The organism is Pseudomonas sp. 3296, from assembly GCF_031456615.1.
GTDB classification, from domain to species: Bacteria; Pseudomonadota; Gammaproteobacteria; order Pseudomonadales; family Pseudomonadaceae; genus Aquipseudomonas; species Aquipseudomonas mucoides.
The window spans coordinates 1-17,401 of record NZ_JAVDUY010000015.1 but is presented as its reverse complement, the minus strand read 5'-3'; the positions used below and the strand labels follow the sequence as shown (position 1 = coordinate 17,401).

The 17,401-nt window shown below is 51.1% G+C and carries 22 protein-coding genes and 3 pseudogenes; 6 read left to right on the top strand and 19 right to left on the bottom strand.

The window, feature by feature from the left end; all coding sequences use genetic code 11:
* Positions 1–417: 417 nt before the first annotated feature.
* From J2X66_RS29115 to J2X66_RS29085, 9 genes and pseudogenes are all read right to left on the bottom strand, one after another.
* Positions 418–810 (bottom strand): hypothetical protein, encoded by a 393-nt coding sequence (locus J2X66_RS29115; RefSeq protein WP_310271848.1) that lies wholly within the window; start codon positions 808–810, stop codon positions 418–420.
* Between the two features lie 86 nt (positions 811–896).
* The gene (locus J2X66_RS29110; RefSeq protein ID WP_310271844.1) at positions 897–1,901 is read right to left on the bottom strand and encodes a M48 family metallopeptidase; all 1,005 of its coding nucleotides are present in this window, start codon (positions 1,899–1,901) and stop codon (positions 897–899) included.
* A 20-nt stretch (positions 1,902–1,921) separates the two neighbouring features.
* Complete coding sequence (locus tag J2X66_RS29105; RefSeq protein WP_310271839.1) at positions 1,922–2,524, bottom strand: LemA family protein; 603 nt, start codon at positions 2,522–2,524, stop codon at positions 1,922–1,924.
* Between the two features lie 464 nt (positions 2,525–2,988).
* A complete protein-coding gene (locus J2X66_RS29100) occupies positions 2,989–3,534 on the bottom strand; it encodes a L,D-transpeptidase family protein (RefSeq protein ID WP_310271836.1) in 546 nt (181 codons plus the stop codon).
* Between the two features lie 266 nt (positions 3,535–3,800).
* Positions 3,801–4,406 carry an SPFH domain-containing protein gene (locus tag J2X66_RS29095; RefSeq protein ID WP_310271833.1) on the bottom strand — a complete coding sequence of 202 codons (606 nt, stop codon included), beginning with the start codon at positions 4,404–4,406 and terminating at the stop codon, positions 3,801–3,803.
* A gap of 59 nt (positions 4,407–4,465) precedes the next feature.
* Positions 4,466–4,786: pseudogene (locus J2X66_RS30415) on the bottom strand (SPFH domain-containing protein); the annotation flags it as partial.
* Positions 4,753–4,995: an SPFH domain-containing protein gene (locus tag J2X66_RS30410; RefSeq protein ID WP_405046820.1), complete on the bottom strand. Its 243-nt coding sequence runs from the start codon at positions 4,993–4,995 to the stop codon at positions 4,753–4,755. The gene J2X66_RS30410 and the pseudogene J2X66_RS30415, both read right to left, overlap by 34 nt.
* A gap of 450 nt (positions 4,996–5,445) precedes the next feature.
* Entirely contained in the window at positions 5,446–5,856 is a 411-nt protein-coding gene (locus J2X66_RS29090) for a DUF2809 domain-containing protein (protein WP_310271830.1), read from the bottom strand.
* A 301-nt stretch (positions 5,857–6,157) separates the two neighbouring features.
* Complete coding sequence (locus tag J2X66_RS29085) at positions 6,158–6,556, bottom strand: hypothetical protein (protein WP_310271827.1); 399 nt, start codon at positions 6,554–6,556, stop codon at positions 6,158–6,160.
* A 476-nt stretch (positions 6,557–7,032) separates the two neighbouring features.
* Here J2X66_RS29085 and J2X66_RS29080 point away from each other — a divergent pair, with 476 nt between their 5' ends.
* Entirely contained in the window at positions 7,033–7,257 is a 225-nt protein-coding gene (locus J2X66_RS29080) for a hypothetical protein (protein ID WP_310271824.1), read from the top strand.
* An 8-nt stretch (positions 7,258–7,265) separates the two neighbouring features.
* On the opposite strand, the pseudogene J2X66_RS29075 reads toward J2X66_RS29080, so the two are convergent.
* The 6 genes and pseudogenes from J2X66_RS29075 to tssI form a co-directional block, all read right to left on the bottom strand.
* Positions 7,266–7,367, bottom strand: a pseudogene (locus tag J2X66_RS29075) (IS5/IS1182 family transposase); the annotation flags it as partial.
* A 14-nt stretch (positions 7,368–7,381) separates the two neighbouring features.
* Positions 7,382–7,735, bottom strand: coding sequence for a hypothetical protein (locus J2X66_RS29070; RefSeq protein WP_310271821.1), 354 nt, complete (start codon positions 7,733–7,735; stop codon positions 7,382–7,384).
* A 285-nt stretch (positions 7,736–8,020) separates the two neighbouring features.
* Positions 8,021–8,209, bottom strand: a complete 189-nt coding sequence (locus J2X66_RS29065; RefSeq protein WP_310271818.1) for a hypothetical protein — start codon at positions 8,207–8,209, stop codon at positions 8,021–8,023.
* A 75-nt stretch (positions 8,210–8,284) separates the two neighbouring features.
* Positions 8,285–8,623: a hypothetical protein gene (locus J2X66_RS29060; protein WP_310271815.1), complete on the bottom strand. Its 339-nt coding sequence runs from the start codon at positions 8,621–8,623 to the stop codon at positions 8,285–8,287.
* Between the two features lie 80 nt (positions 8,624–8,703).
* Positions 8,704–9,081, bottom strand: coding sequence for a DUF4123 domain-containing protein (locus J2X66_RS29055; protein ID WP_310271813.1), 378 nt, complete (start codon positions 9,079–9,081; stop codon positions 8,704–8,706).
* A pseudogene (gene tssI / locus J2X66_RS29050) lies at positions 9,078–11,262 on the bottom strand (type VI secretion system tip protein TssI/VgrG). Before tssI ends, J2X66_RS29055 begins: the two are co-directional and overlap by 4 nt.
* 548 nt (positions 11,263–11,810) lie before the next feature.
* Here tssI and J2X66_RS29040 point away from each other — a divergent pair.
* The 5 genes from J2X66_RS29040 to J2X66_RS29020 all read left to right on the top strand — a co-directional run bounded on the left by J2X66_RS29040 (position 11,811) and on the right by J2X66_RS29020 (position 14,254).
* Positions 11,811–12,056, top strand: a complete 246-nt coding sequence (locus J2X66_RS29040; RefSeq protein WP_310271811.1) for a DUF4177 domain-containing protein — start codon at positions 11,811–11,813, stop codon at positions 12,054–12,056.
* Positions 12,049–12,255, top strand: coding sequence for a membrane protein insertion efficiency factor YidD (gene yidD, locus J2X66_RS29035; RefSeq protein ID WP_310271808.1), 207 nt, complete (start codon positions 12,049–12,051; stop codon positions 12,253–12,255). Before J2X66_RS29040 ends, yidD begins: the two co-directional genes overlap by 8 nt.
* Positions 12,256–12,364: 109 nt before the next feature.
* Positions 12,365–12,649 carry a nuclease-related domain-containing protein gene (locus J2X66_RS29030; RefSeq protein ID WP_310271805.1) on the top strand — a complete coding sequence of 95 codons (285 nt, stop codon included), beginning with the start codon at positions 12,365–12,367 and terminating at the stop codon, positions 12,647–12,649.
* 20 nt (positions 12,650–12,669) lie between these two features.
* On the top strand, positions 12,670–13,932 hold the full coding sequence (locus J2X66_RS29025) for a UvrD-helicase domain-containing protein (RefSeq protein WP_310271802.1): 1,263 nt from the start codon (positions 12,670–12,672) through the stop codon (positions 13,930–13,932).
* Positions 13,933–13,987: 55 nt separating this feature from the next.
* A complete protein-coding gene (locus tag J2X66_RS29020) occupies positions 13,988–14,254 on the top strand; it encodes a 3'-5' exonuclease (RefSeq protein ID WP_310271798.1) in 267 nt (88 codons plus the stop codon).
* A 150-nt stretch (positions 14,255–14,404) separates the two neighbouring features.
* Here J2X66_RS29020 and J2X66_RS29015 read toward each other — a convergent pair whose 3' ends face one another.
* From J2X66_RS29015 to J2X66_RS29000, 4 genes are all read right to left on the bottom strand, one after another.
* Positions 14,405–14,689, bottom strand: a complete 285-nt coding sequence (locus J2X66_RS29015) for a hypothetical protein (RefSeq protein WP_310271796.1) — start codon at positions 14,687–14,689, stop codon at positions 14,405–14,407.
* Complete coding sequence (locus J2X66_RS29010) at positions 14,690–14,935, bottom strand: hypothetical protein (protein ID WP_310271793.1); 246 nt, start codon at positions 14,933–14,935, stop codon at positions 14,690–14,692.
* Between the two features lie 69 nt (positions 14,936–15,004).
* On the bottom strand, positions 15,005–16,183 hold the full coding sequence (locus J2X66_RS29005; RefSeq protein ID WP_310271906.1) for a tetratricopeptide repeat protein: 1,179 nt from the start codon (positions 16,181–16,183) through the stop codon (positions 15,005–15,007).
* Between the two features lie 327 nt (positions 16,184–16,510).
* Positions 16,511–16,690, bottom strand: a complete 180-nt coding sequence (locus J2X66_RS29000) for a hypothetical protein (protein WP_310271790.1) — start codon at positions 16,688–16,690, stop codon at positions 16,511–16,513.
* Positions 16,691–17,401 lie beyond the last annotated feature (711 nt).

The window sequence follows — 17,401 nt, the reverse complement described above, 5'->3', positions numbered from 1 at the left end:
ATAAATTAGGAGGCGTGTTTTTATCCGCATTAGCTTTTCACATTGAAACCATAGGAAATAGATTGAATCTGTGTTTGCACGGAGTGCTAGCTGCATGCTCTTTCGCATGCAAACGGCGAATCTACTCCGTTTTTAAAGCTGTTCTGGATCTATATGTCTTCAATGTTTTTCTCATCGTGGGGACGCTGAACTTCCAGGCCAATTCCAAGTGCCATGTATCTGCGACTAACTGTGTGAGCGCAAACCTGATTCTTGGCCCAATTTATTTGACGATCCCCGCTATGGCTCAGGCTACGCCAAGAAATATCAGATAGTTATCCGGAGCTCCATGTCCCTAGCAGAAAGAAATAACTCGCAATTTTCGCCGACTAAAGCTCGCATATTTGGCAACCACGACTTGCTAGTTGACCTTAATAATCAACGCATCTGAACCTGGACTTTCGACGCACTTTCCAGCAGTCGCTGCCTGATTAATTTACGCCAATGATCGCGTGAAAAACGGTATTCATGTCCTAGCACACGTGCCACCCCGAACCCGTCAATACTGTTCCGGTACCGGATGCGCAATAGCTCATCCACGCTGTCGCGCCGCACCAAGCGAGATTGATGAATGCGCATCAAGCCTTCGTCGCCTGCCTCAATGTCCCGAAGTACGGTCCCGTGTTTGAGCAGCCATTCCGTCCCGTCTCGATCGCGCGCCGAAACGTATTTGTGATCAGACCAAAAAGCTACAAATCCGCCCGAGTCGCACGTCTCTGTTTGAGCGCGACCACGCAGATCTCGCGTCTTTTGATAGCGCTCAAGTTGCATTTAAGCCTCCCAATTACCAAGAATTCTTTTTTCAATTTTTGCACCTTGGAGCGGATGCCCCCCCTCAAAAATGCCGTCAAACGCTGCTAGGACTGCCTAGCATCCCATTGCGGGTCAATCCGGTGAATGCGTACCGCCAGTGGAGGATGGGTGGACATCATACCGCTCAAGCCAGCCTTTACTCCGTCGCAAAAATACAGATGGCTGAACTCCTGCGCATGGATAGCCTGTAAGGTCGAGCCCTGGGAATGACTGCCGATTTTCTTCAGCGCACCGGCGATACCTTGTGGAGTGCGCGTGAATTGCACCGCCGACGCATCCGCAAGAAACTCCCGCTCACGACAGATACGGGCCTTGATCAGATTGCCGAAAAATGTCCCTGTGTAGCCCAGCGCCCATAGAGTCCCGCCGACCATCATGATCGCTTGGGAGAAATTGGTGTCTTTCTTGTCATCGTTCGATGATGAACGGCGATAAGACGCCGTTCGCAAAATGAGCGTACCGGTTAACCCTAACAACAATAGCCCGTGAACTATCGCTGTCAGGCGGGTATTGAGTCGCATGTCACCGTTATAAATATGGCTGAACTCATGCGCTATCACACCTTGCAGCTCTTCGCGATTGAGTACGCACATGGCGCCTCGGGTGATACCGATAACGGCGTCCTGAGGCGCCCATCCGGCGGCGAAAGCATTGATCGCAGCATCTTCCAGCAGGTAAACAGCGGGCACCAATGTGCCTGATGCGATGGCCATTTCTTCCACCACGTTCATCACTCGATGCTCATCCACATCCTTCGATTCGTTGCTGAGCAGCCGCCCACCAAGTCGTTCCGCAACTTTCTTACCACCAGCCCGCAATTGTGCCGCTTTATAGAGGCTGCCCCCTAAAACCATCGCCAATACCACAACAGTTACGTCACCGACCAACTGCCAATCAGTGAGCGCAACCAACAGGGATTTTTGATTATGCAGGATCAGTATGAGTGCCCCGCTGGTGAGGCTGATCAGGCTTAAAACTGCCACGCCCATTAATAACACCAGAAGGCTTGTATGGCGTCGAGCACGGTCTTGGTGTTCAAAAAAATTCATTATCTCACTCCAAGTGCGGGCTAGCTGAACATCACTTTAGGAGCGTCCTGGATCTGTATGCTATCGGCAAATACCAGAAAGCTGGCATCGGCATTATGGCCGAACAGGTTAGCCAACAAGACTGGGGGAAAGGACTGCCTATAGGTGTTATAGGTCATGACTGCGTCGTTAAATGCTTGGCGTGAGAACGCCACCTTGTTTTCTGTGCTGGTCAGTTCCTCGTTGAGTTGCACCATGTTTTGCGAGGCTTTTAGGTCGGGGTAGGCCTCCATTGTCACGTTCAGGTGTCCCATGGCGCTCGCAAGGCTCCCCTCGGCTTGGCCCAAATGACTCATCGCCGAAGGATTACCTGGTTGAGCTGAAGCCGCCTGGAGCCCCGCGAGCGCAGTATTGCGCGCGGCAACGATTGCCTCGAGGGTGTCGCGCTCATGGCTTAGGTAGGCCTTGGCCGCCTCCACCAAATTAGGGATTAGGTCGTAGCGGCGTTTGAGTTGCACTTCGATCTGAGCAAAGGCACTTAGAAAACGGTTCCGCAGGGTCACCATCTTGTTGTAGATAATAATGACATAGAGCAGTAACAGTAGAGCAACAATGATTGCAATGACGATGCTAGCGAAAGACATATAGGGATCCTTGAGGCAGACCAGAGAGCACGTTTCGGAGCGCCCCAAAGATACAGGCCGCCCTCACGAAGCGCGCGACCGCTTACGCCACACTCGAGACAGATCGCGCCAAACTTCGAAACTTTGTTGATAACAATGCTCTAGCGACCCATCAGGTTAGAGATCGTCGCCACGGCTGATTTACAACTAACTTCCACTTCTGTCTCGGCCGTTAATCGTGCCAAGAAATTGACAAGCTGACATGTTTAACAAATGACGCCACCCAAAAAAACTCTATACAAAAAACTCGCAAAACACACCTGCCTTGCATTAATTCTAAACTTAACTCCATCTTTTAACTAAGTTCCGCAACAACACTACAACGCCGCCCCGATGCCTAAAATTAGCTAGCGCGCGATACCAAGCAGCGGATAGAATGATGCTATCCGGGGAGCATTCCGACAACTTCCCTATCAACCCCTGCCCTACCTTATTTCAATGGGCGTACCATCAGGAACCAATACCCATATTTCACGCATTTCGCTACTAGTTACTGCGATGCAACCATCCGTCCAATCCCACAGAAAGTGAAACGGCTGAAACCACGCCCATCCGTTGGGCAAACCATGAATCATAATATTACCGCCTGGCGAATACCCATTTTCACGGGCGCGCAGTGAATCAATCGCATTTGGATATGAGATATGCAAACTAAGGTAGGCCATTGATTTGGGATTGCGCCAATCGATAAAGTAACGCCCTTCAGGTGTTCTCTCATCCCTCTCTCGCTGCTTTGCACCACCATTCGCAGCAGCACCAAGCGCGATGCGATACTTGGCCAGCAACACACCTTCACGCCATAAAAGCATTTGTCTCTCTTGCTTATTGACGGTTATCAAATCGGCAGAATTACCGGCCTTAACCATCTCATGACCTGGAACGGGGCCTCCGCCCACGCGCCCCATAATTTTCGTATACCCATATACCGATATTAGTAAAAATAGCACCAAGACAAAAATTCGTTTTAACACATAGATTCCTTAAGCGTCTCGTCAAACCATCGTCCGGGATACATTCAGCAGAACCGGACAAGCTATAGAACTAACACCCGAAAGATCTTCAAACATAAAGAAGCCATACTATTGTAGAACCTCAGTGTCTTCACTGACAGCTTACTGAGGAGAAAAGTCACTACCACCTAAACAACCGCCCCCAAGATAAATATCAGCAACGTTTTTTTTGATTTAGCTTAATCAGTCATAATTGCAACACGAATATTTTCGAGATCGGATGCCGATTAATTTGATGTTGCTGTGGCCCCAGCCTCTGAATCCGTCGGTGCGGAGCCATCCAGTTCCGACAACCTAATACTTGCTACACTGACATCGTCAATTTCAATTATTGCTCCGATGGACTGTCTGATTGCGGATTTCGCATCATCTATAAATAATTCAGGCGTTTCCATTAATGTGATAGCCGAATATTTGGATAATACCGAACCAATCACCTCGCTTGCTATTGGCTTTATAATAGCGCTTTCAATAGACTCCTCATCACCGTAGCGAATGTAAACATTTGAAATTTCATTTGGTGAAACGCGCCAACTTATCGAGGCATCCACGGTAATTTCTGATGTGGCGTATTTATCGGACGAAGAGTAGGCATGAATTGCGGTCAACTCGGAGATATTAGTTTTGGTCGAAAAGTAAACTATGTTATCCACTATGGGCGCCCTCCAACTAAAGCCAGGGCCATCGACGGAAATTACCTCCCCGTTACGCAGGTGCAGTCCGCGCTCATGCTCCGAAAACACCAGTAGTAAATACTTAAACGAGAGCGACGCACAGATAACAAATCCAAATACTATAAATAATACCTTTTTATGTCGCGAGACCATTTTCATCTCATTCTCCCTCTCATATGAATACCCCCCCCCATGACGCATCTCCTCACTATGAAGGTTTAATCCGAATAATGAATACTCTCAGCATGGGTACTGCCAACAAAAACGCGATTAATAGTTACCGGACTAAACGACGTGCGATCCATGTGGTTTTTTATTGCGCTGATAAGTTTTCGCTTGTTTAGCGCATCCATCGTAGACAAGTGTGAGATTGCCACCCTTAAGCCCTCAGTAATTCTTGGTACAAGGATCGCATTATCCACCCCCTCCAATTCTCCATATTTTTTATAAAGATCAATTGCATCCACGGACTTAATCTGCCAATTGACAGAAACGTCAATGTTTATTACATCAAGATCCTTTTTTCTAGCCTGGAAAGAATCCCATTTGTAATATTCTCTTGCATTGAGATTGACACCACACTATCGACGAACGGTAATTTCCATCCAGGCCCCGGCATTGCCGTGCCCACCAATCTTCCATTGCGCAAAATTATGCCGAACTCTTGAGCACTGACAGAGTAAAAGATATCGCTAGAGACGTAACCACAAGCCAGCACCAATACCGCGACAACACTGACATTTCGCATTTTCAAAGCAGCCCCCCCCTTTTCCTTAGTGACTATTTTTTACAATAAGCCCCGCAATATAAACTCCGAGAAACCCAGTCAATCACTGCCAAATCAATTAAGACTTAATCTCTGGTCACATAGCAGTCAGCATCGACTGCACACCACGTACTAGCGATAGCGCACACCTACGTCAAAAATTAAGACGAGCGTTATTGCGGCGCTTCCGGCTTTCGATAAAAAAACACCCTCACTGATAAGATCTACCATTCCGCGCGACCTTGCGCAGCAGGCTTTGTCTAGACAGTAAAATATCAGTTACTCAAAAACTATCAGATATCAAGTGCACATGAGCGTAAGCATGAATAGCGCTCAACAATTATTAATTAATCACACTTGCCAAACTAAAAAAGCGGATTGTGGCGCATATACAAGCGTTTAATTAACGTATCTGGGCAACCCTTGTAGATTTCATTTTTTCCAACAAATAGCGGATGTGCACCGTCTAGCAATCAGTCGTACAATTTTGCTTAGGCTAAGCACCAGCAAGGCTCCGAGCACATACGCCACGACATCCCACCAATCTGGAGTAGCACCGATAATAATTCTCAGAACCCGGTTCGATATTTGAAGATCGCAAGCTGAAATTAAATATTGAGCAAACTCAACACCTAATCCAATCAGGAGCGCGGCACAGGCGCGCGATATTGGCGATGCCATCAAAACCGCCCCGAACGTACAGTACACACACATCACCGCAAGCATGTCTCCGGCAAATCCACGCACCCACCCCCATCTGGCACCTAATGTCGCAAGAATAATCATCAACAACAAGAGGGCAATGCTGCACGCGAAGTAGCTGCGACTAAAGCGAGCTTTCATGTTTTTACCATTTGAGGGGGGAGGCGATCCGCTTGAGGGGGAATGATCATTCTAAGCAGTTTCGTATGGCTGAGTATGGCTTTCAGTGATCGCCAATCCGGAATTGTCATAAGTTCCGTAACCCCATGCTAGCGCCGCGATGAGCGCCCTATAGTTACGACCATCCCTCATTTTATTCGATGACTCATGGGTAAAGCCTGTCGAATGAAGCCCTATTTTCAGTAGAAACAAATTTCTTCAAAACCTACGAGGAGGCGATGCGCTGAATAACAAAAAATTTCAGCACAAATGAAAAGATGAATCACATCGCAAACAACATTTCGCGCCCCATCAATGACTGGAGCTCCGACAGACGAAACGGCGCTTGAAGCACTCCCAATAATGGTATTTTATTTTGTTTGGCCCAAAGAAATATCCCTCTGCGCTCTATTGAATTTACATCCGAAACTGTAATGATCGATGTAGTTGTGGCGCACCCCACGATTTGTTTGATTTTTTGCGCATCTATGCCCAGATCAAATCCATCGAATATTACATATTCGAATTGTTTTCCCATTTTGAACAATCCAATTAGCTCTGAAGCGGAACCGCACAAGCCAAGAGTAAAATAACCCAGATCATTCAGCGCGGCTGCATATCTAAGAAGCGTACCTGCATTTTTGCATACAACCGCAACCTTTCCACAGCTATGACGAGACATATCCTCTCCAAACGATACATAATACAAATCTTGTCTTTACCGGCTAGAGCGGAGAACACTCACCGCCAACCACGGAGTTCAGCACATTAAAAAACTGCCGTTGCAAGACTCACACAGCGGGGATTGACCAGCCTATACGGTCCATATCATAACGGTATGCGCTCATGTTAATTTCGCCCGATTGCGCCAAATAGCCTACCGAATGCGTCAACTAGTCACCTCGTAGCTTAGGGTGCCCCTCCTTCCGACAAGCGGCATATGAGTCGGCGTAATCAGGGCGCTTCACCACTTGGAATATAAAACACGTCGAATCAAGCGCAACATTAGAATTGACTCGTCATCGAGTAGAGCGTCATTCGCGTTGGGTTGACCGCTAAAGGGGCTTCCAACCGAACCGGTTGCTGCGGTGTTTTCAGGTTCCACTGATTTCACGGCGGCCGCCGCGATTGCTCGATGACTCTGCGCGCAGCCATGTCATGATTCAGCCTGTCAGCATAGTCGACGTGGACCAGGTCAATCTTCTGGATCTCGGCGTTCGTCAGAAAAACCCGGCCAGCCTTCACGCCTTTGATGACGGCCTGAATCTTGAGAGGACGGACACTCAAGTTTATATAACCCAACACAATGAGCTGATTTTGATTGCGGGGGCACCAGACATCGTTTGTGGCACCTATGCCGAACAAGTGCAGACGCCTCCGTAGATTCAAGTAACCCGTCGGTTCTTCTTCGGCCAGCCAAACATGCGCTCGATAATGCTGCGCAGTCGGTACTTAGGCTTGTCAAACAGTCTGGGCTAGCCAGGTTTGGGTTTTGTTCGGCTGAGTCTCACTCTTTACACGCCAACAACGTCCAGTAGCGACGCGAGGAGCGGTAATCATGCCCCCCAACTCGGACCACTCCATACCCGTTACTTTCGCCTTTGGGGCGGACGTATCGATGCGATTCGATACAGCTGCGTCGAATTAAGCGCGAGTGATGAATACGTACCAACTGATCATCGGCGTTTTCGATATCCCGTAAAGTTGTGTCGGCACTCAGCAGCCACTCCACACCATCCCGGTCGTGGGCTGACACATAGTTTTGATCCTTCCAAAACGCCACAAATATATCGGAGTCACAGACCTCAAGCTGAACACGACCTAACTCATTTCGCTTTTTTTGATAACGTTTGAGTTCCACAACAACGCCTCTGTCTCTAAATTTTAATATCTGACCCTTCACCGCAAAATAGCCGGCTGAGCATACTGTGACTTACCGGCCTCCTGAGAGAATGGCCTCCAGTTAGGCGAGGGATAACTTGGGTGTGGCCATTCACGTATTGGTATGGAAGCCCTCATCACCTACCTAGAAGGCATCCCGACAATCCATTGATCACCGGTTGCTTATTCAACCAGGTCAAGCCTCGTCCTATGGCGAGCGCCGGAATGTCCAGTACGGCGAATAGCTATCCAGCCTCCGGAGGTATTACCGCGTGCCGATGGCGCGCTCATCCGCGCAAACCACGTTTTCCAAATCCTGCACCAGCTTGTCGATCGACATGACATCCACCAAAGTGGCCCCTTGACTGGCAGGACAAGGTGTCTTCAGGCTGTTGATATCGACGTGCGGCATTGCCTTGGCGGCGCGGTCAGCCTGAACCAGGCGATCAACCATTCCAGTTTGTCTGCACTCATGCAAAGAGTTCCTTCTCGGCAAGCAGTTGACGCGGCAGTTCAGCATTCAGCTTATTCAGGCGCTGCTCAGGCAAAACCCCTTTCTCGCCGAGGATCTGTCGGTAAACGACATGGTCGGGCGCATCGGAAAGTCATCGCCTAGTACGGCATACAGGTTGACCCAGCGCATGACCTCATCGGCGGCGCCGTAGCCGTGCCGGTCAGCGCAACGCTGGCAGCCTATCGCCCACTGCTGCTGCTGCTCGACGTCATCCAATCCTTGCAGACGCAGAGGGAAGTGTTGCTGGCAATACTCGATCAACTGCCGGGCAACACGCTCTCGCTTGGCTTCGCTCAAGTGATCCAATTGGTCCGAAGTCAGGAATAACCAGGGTTTATCCGCGTATTGCGCCATCGGCTGTTCAGGGTTTTCCTGACGGATAACCTCCGAAGGGTGCACCGATGATGGTAGCAAAATAAGGCGAACCGGTCCCATCAGCCGATCACGCACCACGGGCGGTTGGTCGGCAAGCCATAACCGCATGATGCGGGGGGGGGGGCGTAGTAGCGAAACAACACGGTGACATCGCCCTCAACACGGGCGTGAATCAGGCTGCGCAGATGCTGCAATAACGACGCCTCATCCACTTCGGATTCCAACCAAAGCCCCGCCGTCTCACTCCACCCCTGGGTAAAGGTGCGGGCCAATGTACTGCCGGACGCCGCCGGTACTAACACCGGGCTCAACGCGGCTAGAGGGCTGTAAGCCGTGTGTAGATACAGCGGCTGAAACGCGCTACTGCCGAGTTCTGACAGGCGCATTGGCAGGTTGTCGATGAGCGCACCATCGAGCAGCAAATAAGCCTGACTCATGCATTTAACTCTGCGAGTTTTTGGCATACAGCACAGATGGGAGCCCCTTGCTGCGCAGCTTGCATTAAGGCTGGACCTTGGGTGGCCAGGGGCGGCGCCGCAAGCGCTTCAAGGCTCACAGGCATGACCGAAAGGGCCGGTTGTGCGGGCGTTCCCACCAGAGGGGCGCCGCCCAGAACAATGGGGACGCTGCTGAAAATGCCGCCGGCGCTGATCACAATGTGCTGCCCACCGGCCTGCAGCGTCAAGCTCATCCCCGCGTCAATCACCACATTGTTCGCGGTGACGTGCGCCTGCGTCAACGCCTGAATCATCAGCGTGCCGCCCGCCGAGGTGCTGCTGTTACCCGTGATCGAGATCACCTCGTCGCCACCAATAAGGGTGTTGCGCTGGCCTTGGGTGGTGTGCAGTTCGTCACCCTTGATCAGGCTGGAACTGTTCTTATCGACCTGTTCCGATCGGTCATTGCCAATCAGGCTGTGGCTGTCGCGGATGACCTGTTCACGGCGGTCGTTACCAATTTTGGCGTCACTGTCATTGAGGACCAATTGCTCGATATCGCGCTGGGCGCGCAGGTAGATGTTTTCCTGCCCCGCTCGGTCTTCAATCGACAGTTCGTTGTAACCGCCACTGTGCGGCGAGCTGTGGCTGCGCATCACGGTTTTAGTTTGGTTTGCGGGCAATGGGTACGGCACCGGCATGACCTTGTTAGGCACGCACCCCGTGATTAACGGGTGGTCAGGATTACCTTCCAGGTAGGTCACCACCACTTCCATGCCGATGCGCGGGATCGTCACCGCACCGAAGCTCTTACCCGCCCAACTGCTCGACACGCGTAGCCAGCAACTGCTCTTGTCGCTGCCCAATTCGGCGCGATCCCAATGGAACTCGACCTTCACCCGCCCATATTCATCGCAGAAAATCTCTTCGCCGACAGGTCCCGTCACGCGTGCGGTCTGGCTTACGAGCAGCGAGGGGCGTGTGACCACCGGCGGACGATAGAACACGTCCCACGGAATGGCACTGAAACGGTTGCGATAACCCTGAGTAAAACCGTCCTCGGGCTTCACGTCGCTGCTAATCACTTCTTCCAGCACCTGCGGCTGTTTGCCTTCGTGCTCGACGCTCAGCAGCAGCCACAAGTCGTTGCACGATCGACGGGGATGCTCGACCAATTTGAAGAAATGTCCGCTGCACAACGTGGGCTGATCGCTTTTTCCTTCGGCCAATTGGTAGTCGGCGCGGTGCCGCTCCAGCGCCTGGCGGGCCAGTTGCTTGCCACGTTGCTCGCTATTGATCAGCAGCGGCGAACGATAGTCCTCCAGCGCTGGCGTGAACTCGGCGCTGAACTGGCCTTCCAGCAACAGACTTGGCCGTTGGAAGTCGTAACCGCGACGGGTGACCTGACTGGTCCGTGTGCTGACGCGCCGGGAGAAATGGCTGACCACCAAATGATCGGCCACCTGACCGGAACCTGGCCAATACGGTGTATCGCCGAGCGTAGGGAACACGGGTGACCTGACTGGTCCGTGTGCTGACGCGCCGGGAGAAATGGCTGACCACCAAATGATCGGCCACCTGACCGGAACCTGGCCAATACGGTGTATCGCCGAGCGTAGGGAACCAAGCTTGATCGTCAGTAAAGACCAGGTGGTGTCCTTGTGCATTGTGCTGGTGATGCCAGGCCATTCCCTCCTCGCTGCACAGGCGCTGAACGAAGATAAAATCGCTTTCCCCATACTGCGTGCAGTACTCACGTTTAGGGCTGGGACTGACGTTGAAAGTAAAGGCATCGGCTTGGATGCCGTGGCCCTCAAGGACCTGGGTGATAATTTGCGTGACGGCCAGTTGCTGAAAAATCCGTTGCTGGTGACTGAACTGCAAGTAATGCAGGGCCGGGACCAGTGTCAGGTGATACCGGGTCAGCCGCTTGCCCGCATCACTGACCCACACATCCTCGATAAGCCCGTGAAGCCCCTCACCAAAGAGGCCGAAACGCAGAAACGCGGTCTGACTGAGCAGGCTTTCCAGATCAAAGTCCGGGGACTCGCTGACCAGTTCAATTTGGATCGCGTACAAGCTGCTGATGGCTTCAGCGCCCTTAAAGGCCAGCACCTTGAAATCATTACGAATAGAGGGAATGAGCAACTCGAACTGTGCAGTATTGGCCGGCGCGAACATACGCTTATCCTTAAGCTGAGAGAGAGGACAACACAGATTCTCTGGCCATACATGGCCAGAGCGAACTTAAACCGCAATCACGCTAGCAAGCGGATAAAAATAATAATGAAGGCCCTAAAGTTTGCACAGACGCTGACCACTCAGAATGCTTGTCCGCCGACTCAGCGACAGAGGCTAAATTAAGCACTGCACAGACACGCAAAAAAATACCCAACGACTTAATAATCACTTCTGGTAAGTAGTGGTATTTAAAAAATTCTTACTAATTCTTTCTCGATTACGATAAAGGCTCTAGCCGTATAAGTATCGGTCGCTTGCACCAAACCCTTGACTGGATGCGCCAAAATCATAATTAGTCAGTTCGATCACAGATGTCGGGCAAACACCCAAGAACAAACTCCTGAGCTCCACGAATTGAACTGATGGAGATGCCGCACAAAGACCTTCCAAGCACGAACAACTAATACTGTTCATATCGGGTTGACCGAGCTATAAAGCAATTGAGATTTGTGTTCATGGGAATGCAAACACTTGCTGAGGAGTCACGGATGTATATCTACAAAATGGTCCAAGTACCACCAAACATTGAGGTTAGAGCAAAGGAGCATCGCGGGAATGAAGCCGCAGTCTATCTACAGAACGTGGTTAACACACACGCCCAAGGTGGATGGGCGTTTTATCGAATCGACACTATTGGCGTTTCCGTTAAACCAGGGTACTTCGCGGCGTTACAGGGGAAGAAAAATGAACTGAACAATTATTACGTCATCTCGCTGCGTAAACCTAATGATTAGGGGGCTCACTGTGTCAGCCATTCGCTGGTATCAGCGCGTTGCGCCATCCCGCCTGCGAGATGCATGCCGGTTTGAGCCCACCTGTTCAAACTACGCGATCCAAGCTATCGAGATATATGGCGTACTGAATGGCTGCTGCAAGTCGCTAGGGCGCATTTGTAGATGTCGACGCCCGAACGGCGGGCTAGACCTCCCGTAAACCTGTACGAGATCGGAGGACCAAGGCCACCTTGGTCACTCTAATCGCTCCGAGATCACCAATATCTCCCTGAGTTGCATTAATCGAACACTGAAGGATCAGGCACAAAATGGCTCAACTCTTTCCCACCCGGACCAGCTGCCGCTTTGATACTGCGGGTGAACGCCGCTTCGCTGAACGTCTGGAAAAGAAACTCTCAGATGATTGGTTGTCTTGGTTCAATGTGCCGGTAGGACCCAAGGCCTTGCAAGCAGACTTTATTCTGATGCATCCGCAGCGAGGCATTTTGATACTGGAGGTCAAGGACTGGAAACTCGACACAATCGAAAATATGACTGTAGAACAGGCAACCATTCGCGTAGCAGACGGCCTGAAACCGTTGCCAACCCGCTAGTGCAAGCACGCATTTACACCATGGAGGCTTTGACCCTGCTTCAGAAAGCCCCTGAGTTGAAGCAACCTAAAGGCTCACCCCGCCAAGGCCATTTGCTGATGCCCTACAGTTGGGGCCTGGTGCTGTCCGACATCACGCGCAATCAGTTTGAAAACGCTGGCTTAGCAAAGGTGTTACACGCACATCGAGTGATCTGCCGCGACGAAATGATGGAGGCTGTGGAAAGTGAGCGTTTTGAGAATCGCCTGACTGGCATGTTTGCACAGGTATTTCCGTGCCATCTCACGAACGAGCAAACTGACCGGGCACGTTACCACCTGTTCCCAGAGGTGCGGGTGAACGTAGCCCCCAGCCAGTTTGGTCTATTCGGCAAACACGAGGCTCCCATTCCGAGCTTTCTGAAAGTAATGGACTTACAACAGGAGCAACTTGCCCGCTCTATGGGTGAAGGCCATCGAGTTATCCACGGCGCCGCGGGCAGCGGCAAGACCATGATTTTGGGCTATCGCGCCGCGTACCTGGCACATACCTCCAGCAAACCGATATTGATCCTTTGCTATAACAAATCGCTGGTAGGACGCCTGAAACAGGTTCTGTCCTCGAGCGGACTAACCAACAAGGTATCGGTGCGTAATTTTCATGGCTGGTGCTGGGACTTGTTGAAGACGTCCGGCGGCGCACTGCCAGATAAAAACATGAGTCCAGAGGAGGTGAAGTTATTCCTGGAGCGCAACACCTACGAAGGGGTTGCAAGCGGACTGATTCCAAAAGCCCAGTACGCTGGCGTATTAATTGATGAGGGGCACGACTTCCACCCCGAGTGGCTCAAACTGGTAGTGACGATGCTTGACCCGGCAAGCAATTCCTTGCTGGTGCTTTACGATGATGCGCAATCCATCTATCGAGGCCAAGCGGGCAAGGGAGGCATGGAGTTCAGTTTCGCCAGTGTCGGTATTCAGGCCCAAGGGCGTACGACTATTTTGCGACTCAACTATCGCAATACCCTAGTGGTGCTGTCTGTCGCACGGGCATTCTCCCTAGACTTACTAAGCGCCCGTGACGCTCGGGAAGACAACATCCCCATCGTATCCCCTCAAAGCGCCGGTCGACGCGGTGCCCTTCCAGAGCTTTTGCATTGCGAAACACCGTGGCAAGAACGCGCCCGACATCGTCGAGCGCCTTCGCGACGAACAACGTCGAGGCCGCTCACTCTCGGACATGGCCGTCATATACCGGTATTCAGCCCAAGCCCTGCGAATCGAAAAAATTCTGATGGATGCTAACATTCCGTTTGTATCTGGCCGCCTGAGCAAAGGCCGAAGCGAACTATACTAGGGTGTGGACGCGGTCAAAGTCGTCAGCATTCACTCAAGCAAGGGGTTGGAGTTCGGCGTTGTAATCATCCCCGAGCTACATGAAATGCCCAAAAAAGGCGAGGACGAGGCTGACGAGGCACGCTTGTTGTATGTCGCCATGACTCGGACCATTGATCGCTTGATCATGATCCACCGCGCTCACTCCAGTTTTACGTCCAGAATTCACGAGGCGATAATGACGGTCAGGGAGCATTTAATGGCGACTGATTCGACGGGAGTATTGGATTGACGCTAGTTCTAGATCATAGGACCAGGCAGACCTCAAGGACCCGCAACGATATTGCAACACAGACCATCAACGGCAAATGGCATTGACAACAACTTAGCCCTCCCGCAGCGCTCGGGCCGCCGTCAAAAGTCAGTAGGAACTACCGATCGGTCAGTTCATCACCATTGAGCTAAGCGTCATCGAAGCGTTGATTTCGCTACTGGTTTTCGGGAACAACGCTAACAGACGCAGCTGTTCGTTGAGGTGTTGCTCGTGAAAATGCTGACTGGACGTCGCCCAAGTGCCTAACGTATCGCCGACACTAACGGTAAAACTCGCGGCCAACTCACGCAACTCGGCGAGATTCCGCACAGACGGGCAAAACGATTCACCGGGGCAATTGGCGCTAGCCTTGCCGTAGCCGTCCAACAACCGCCGCCAAAAGCGCTGACGCACCTACTCTACCGACTTCACGTTGAGACACTGCTTCAGGTTTTCGGCACCCAGCCCTTCAGTGTTCAACAATACTTTGCTGAACATCAAAACTTCAGCGCGGGAGGCCTTATCGAAGTCCGCTTCACTCGTCTGCGCTCTTGGCCAACCGTTACGGTCAATTGTGGCAAAGCTCGTTGTGTTCGCCGCCTGGGTGGCGCCAATCCAAAACCAAAATACTGACAGCGCATGAGCCAGGTGAAACCACATCAGTTGGTCCTCTGAAATGAACAACGCGCCAAACCAGGCGCGTTGAGATTGCCGCTCTACACCAGTGATTCAGCGGTTTTGCGTGCGCTCGATCGCTGTGTCATACACCGGATTGGCTTTTTGCTCCTTGGCCAATTGGTAATGGCGCAGCGCGTCGGCAAACTGTCCGCCCGCCTCGTAAATTCGCGCGATGTTGTAGTAGGAGCCCGCACGCACAGTAGCCGCGGTACTGCCGCTCGCCAGAGCAATGGCCTTGCGGTTAGCCCAGATTGACTCGGCCGTGTTGCCGGCCTTTTGATAAGCCAAACCGAGGTTTCCGTAAGCCTGGCCATAGCCATTGTTTAGCTCAATGGCTTGGCGGAAATAAGCAATCGACTGCTCCAGATTACCCTCGCGGTAAGCTGCTTCGCCGTTGGTGTTCAGAGCCTTAGCATCGTTCCGTGCTGAAGGGCTAATCGCTACAGCAGCGACCGCAACGTTGTCGTCAAGTAATGGCCTAACCTCGCCGAATACTTTGCTTGGGTCGTCAACGATCACGCCGCTTATGCTGTCGATGTCCTGAAAGTCGCCACTGCCCGTGATACGAAACACGGTCCACAGATTACCGCTGCGGTTTTGTGGCACGTCGTAGGTGCGTACCAGAGACTGCCCCATGTACACAAACACTTTGGCTTCACTGTTGGACAGTTGACGCGAGTTCGGATGGCTTATGTTGGTAAAGTCATGCACGGAGTAGACGTAGGTGTCGCCGTAATGCTTCTTCTGCAGAGTGATAGTTTCTGGACCGTAACTGTCGATGTCGTCCACATCCAACTCGGCATCAGTACCATTCTTACGACCAAAATAGATGTTGTTACCAGGGAAAATCATGTGCGAATCAAGGTCTTCCGGGGTCTTACCCCACGTCAACACGACGCGCAGGCCGTCAAGATTTTCCTGCACAGGACTAAGGGCGTAGGTCATGCCCTTACAGGGACACTTGACCACCAAATTGGAGTATCCAGGCTTCTTGATGATCAGCAGGTTGCTGGCGTCATCGGCCGCCTCGCTAATCAATGTCAATTGCCCCTGTGCATTGGTACGGCCTACAACGTTCTGCGCACCGTTGCGTTGCAATAAAACCTCAGCATCAGCGATCTTCTGGTTCTTGACCACCGCGCTTAACACCTCAAGCGGCAACGGTTCGGCCTGAACGGGACATGCAGTTAAGGTGAGGACTGATGCGATTGCCGACAGTCCTAGTAGCATCACTCGTGAGTGGTAATTCATTTTTTTCTCAGATTAACGATTAAGATGAACAAGTAGTGTGGTTTTGTTTGCATACTTCTGCGTGTTCCTAATGGTGAGGAGCATCGCGCCTTTTTAAACTGGCGCTGTACCAAAGCAAGCGGTTTACTTGAATCAGCAATGTAATCTGTAATCGCCTACAGCTTACCCTGCACAGGCATGGCATTTACCTATACTGAATAACGCGGCTACCACTAAAATGGTCGACTATTCTGACTGACAATGTGACAAATGCTTCCCTGCCCAATGGAGACCGACAAACTCTTGCCGTTTTCTCACGCGGTTGGCCTACTTAGGTTTTTTTCGCCCCGCCTGCTTTGTTGGCGTTACCGCAGCAGAGCGCACATCGAGCGCAGGAAATTCCACAATTACACCTCCCCTCTCTAAGAACTCCGCCGTATAAGCAGTAAGCTCCTCGCGCTGAATTTCGATTCGTCGCTTGAAATTTTTTTGCGCACTATTACTCATACAAACTCCGCTCCATTGCACACATCAATAGAAAGCCTTAATCCCGGCGCTTTTCGTTTAAAATTAACTTGTTTTTGATTTTTTCGAGAAGTACCTATCCAAACACTGAAAAGCAAACAGTATTTACTGTGCGCACTCAGTGCATCGAGACATATCGCCTGCAAACCCTGAATACAACTAACAAACCCCAGGCATTTTCTAAACGAAACTGCATTCGCGAAAATTTCGCCCTCATCAAATCGCGATTAATACTCAAAGAAGGCTCGCTCAACGACCATCCACCCTAATGGCGGATCAACACTGGCCGCAAACCGCAAACCGCATACGGATTGGAATCAGCAATCTTTGATCAAAAAGCCAGGAGAAACCTAGAAATTTAATTAGATACCCATAAAAAACACCTTATGGCTTAAGCGTTTCTAAGTACCGTCGTTGCGCCAAATCCCAGGAACCATTGTACTAACAACCCCAAGCACTCAGAGCAACCATCAAAAACGCTAAACACAGCTCCACGGTCACGCGCAAAGGGATCAACATAAAATCTTGAATAACCATAACAATTTTAAACCGACTGATAGCCCATATCGCCACCAGAATAGCGCAAGTAAAGACGCCGCTAGGGAAGGTCTGAAGTACCCCGCGATTTTTTGATGCTCCAATCATTTGGAGTTCAAAAAATCGACGGTCTGCCAAAAATCAGACTTAGGCTCT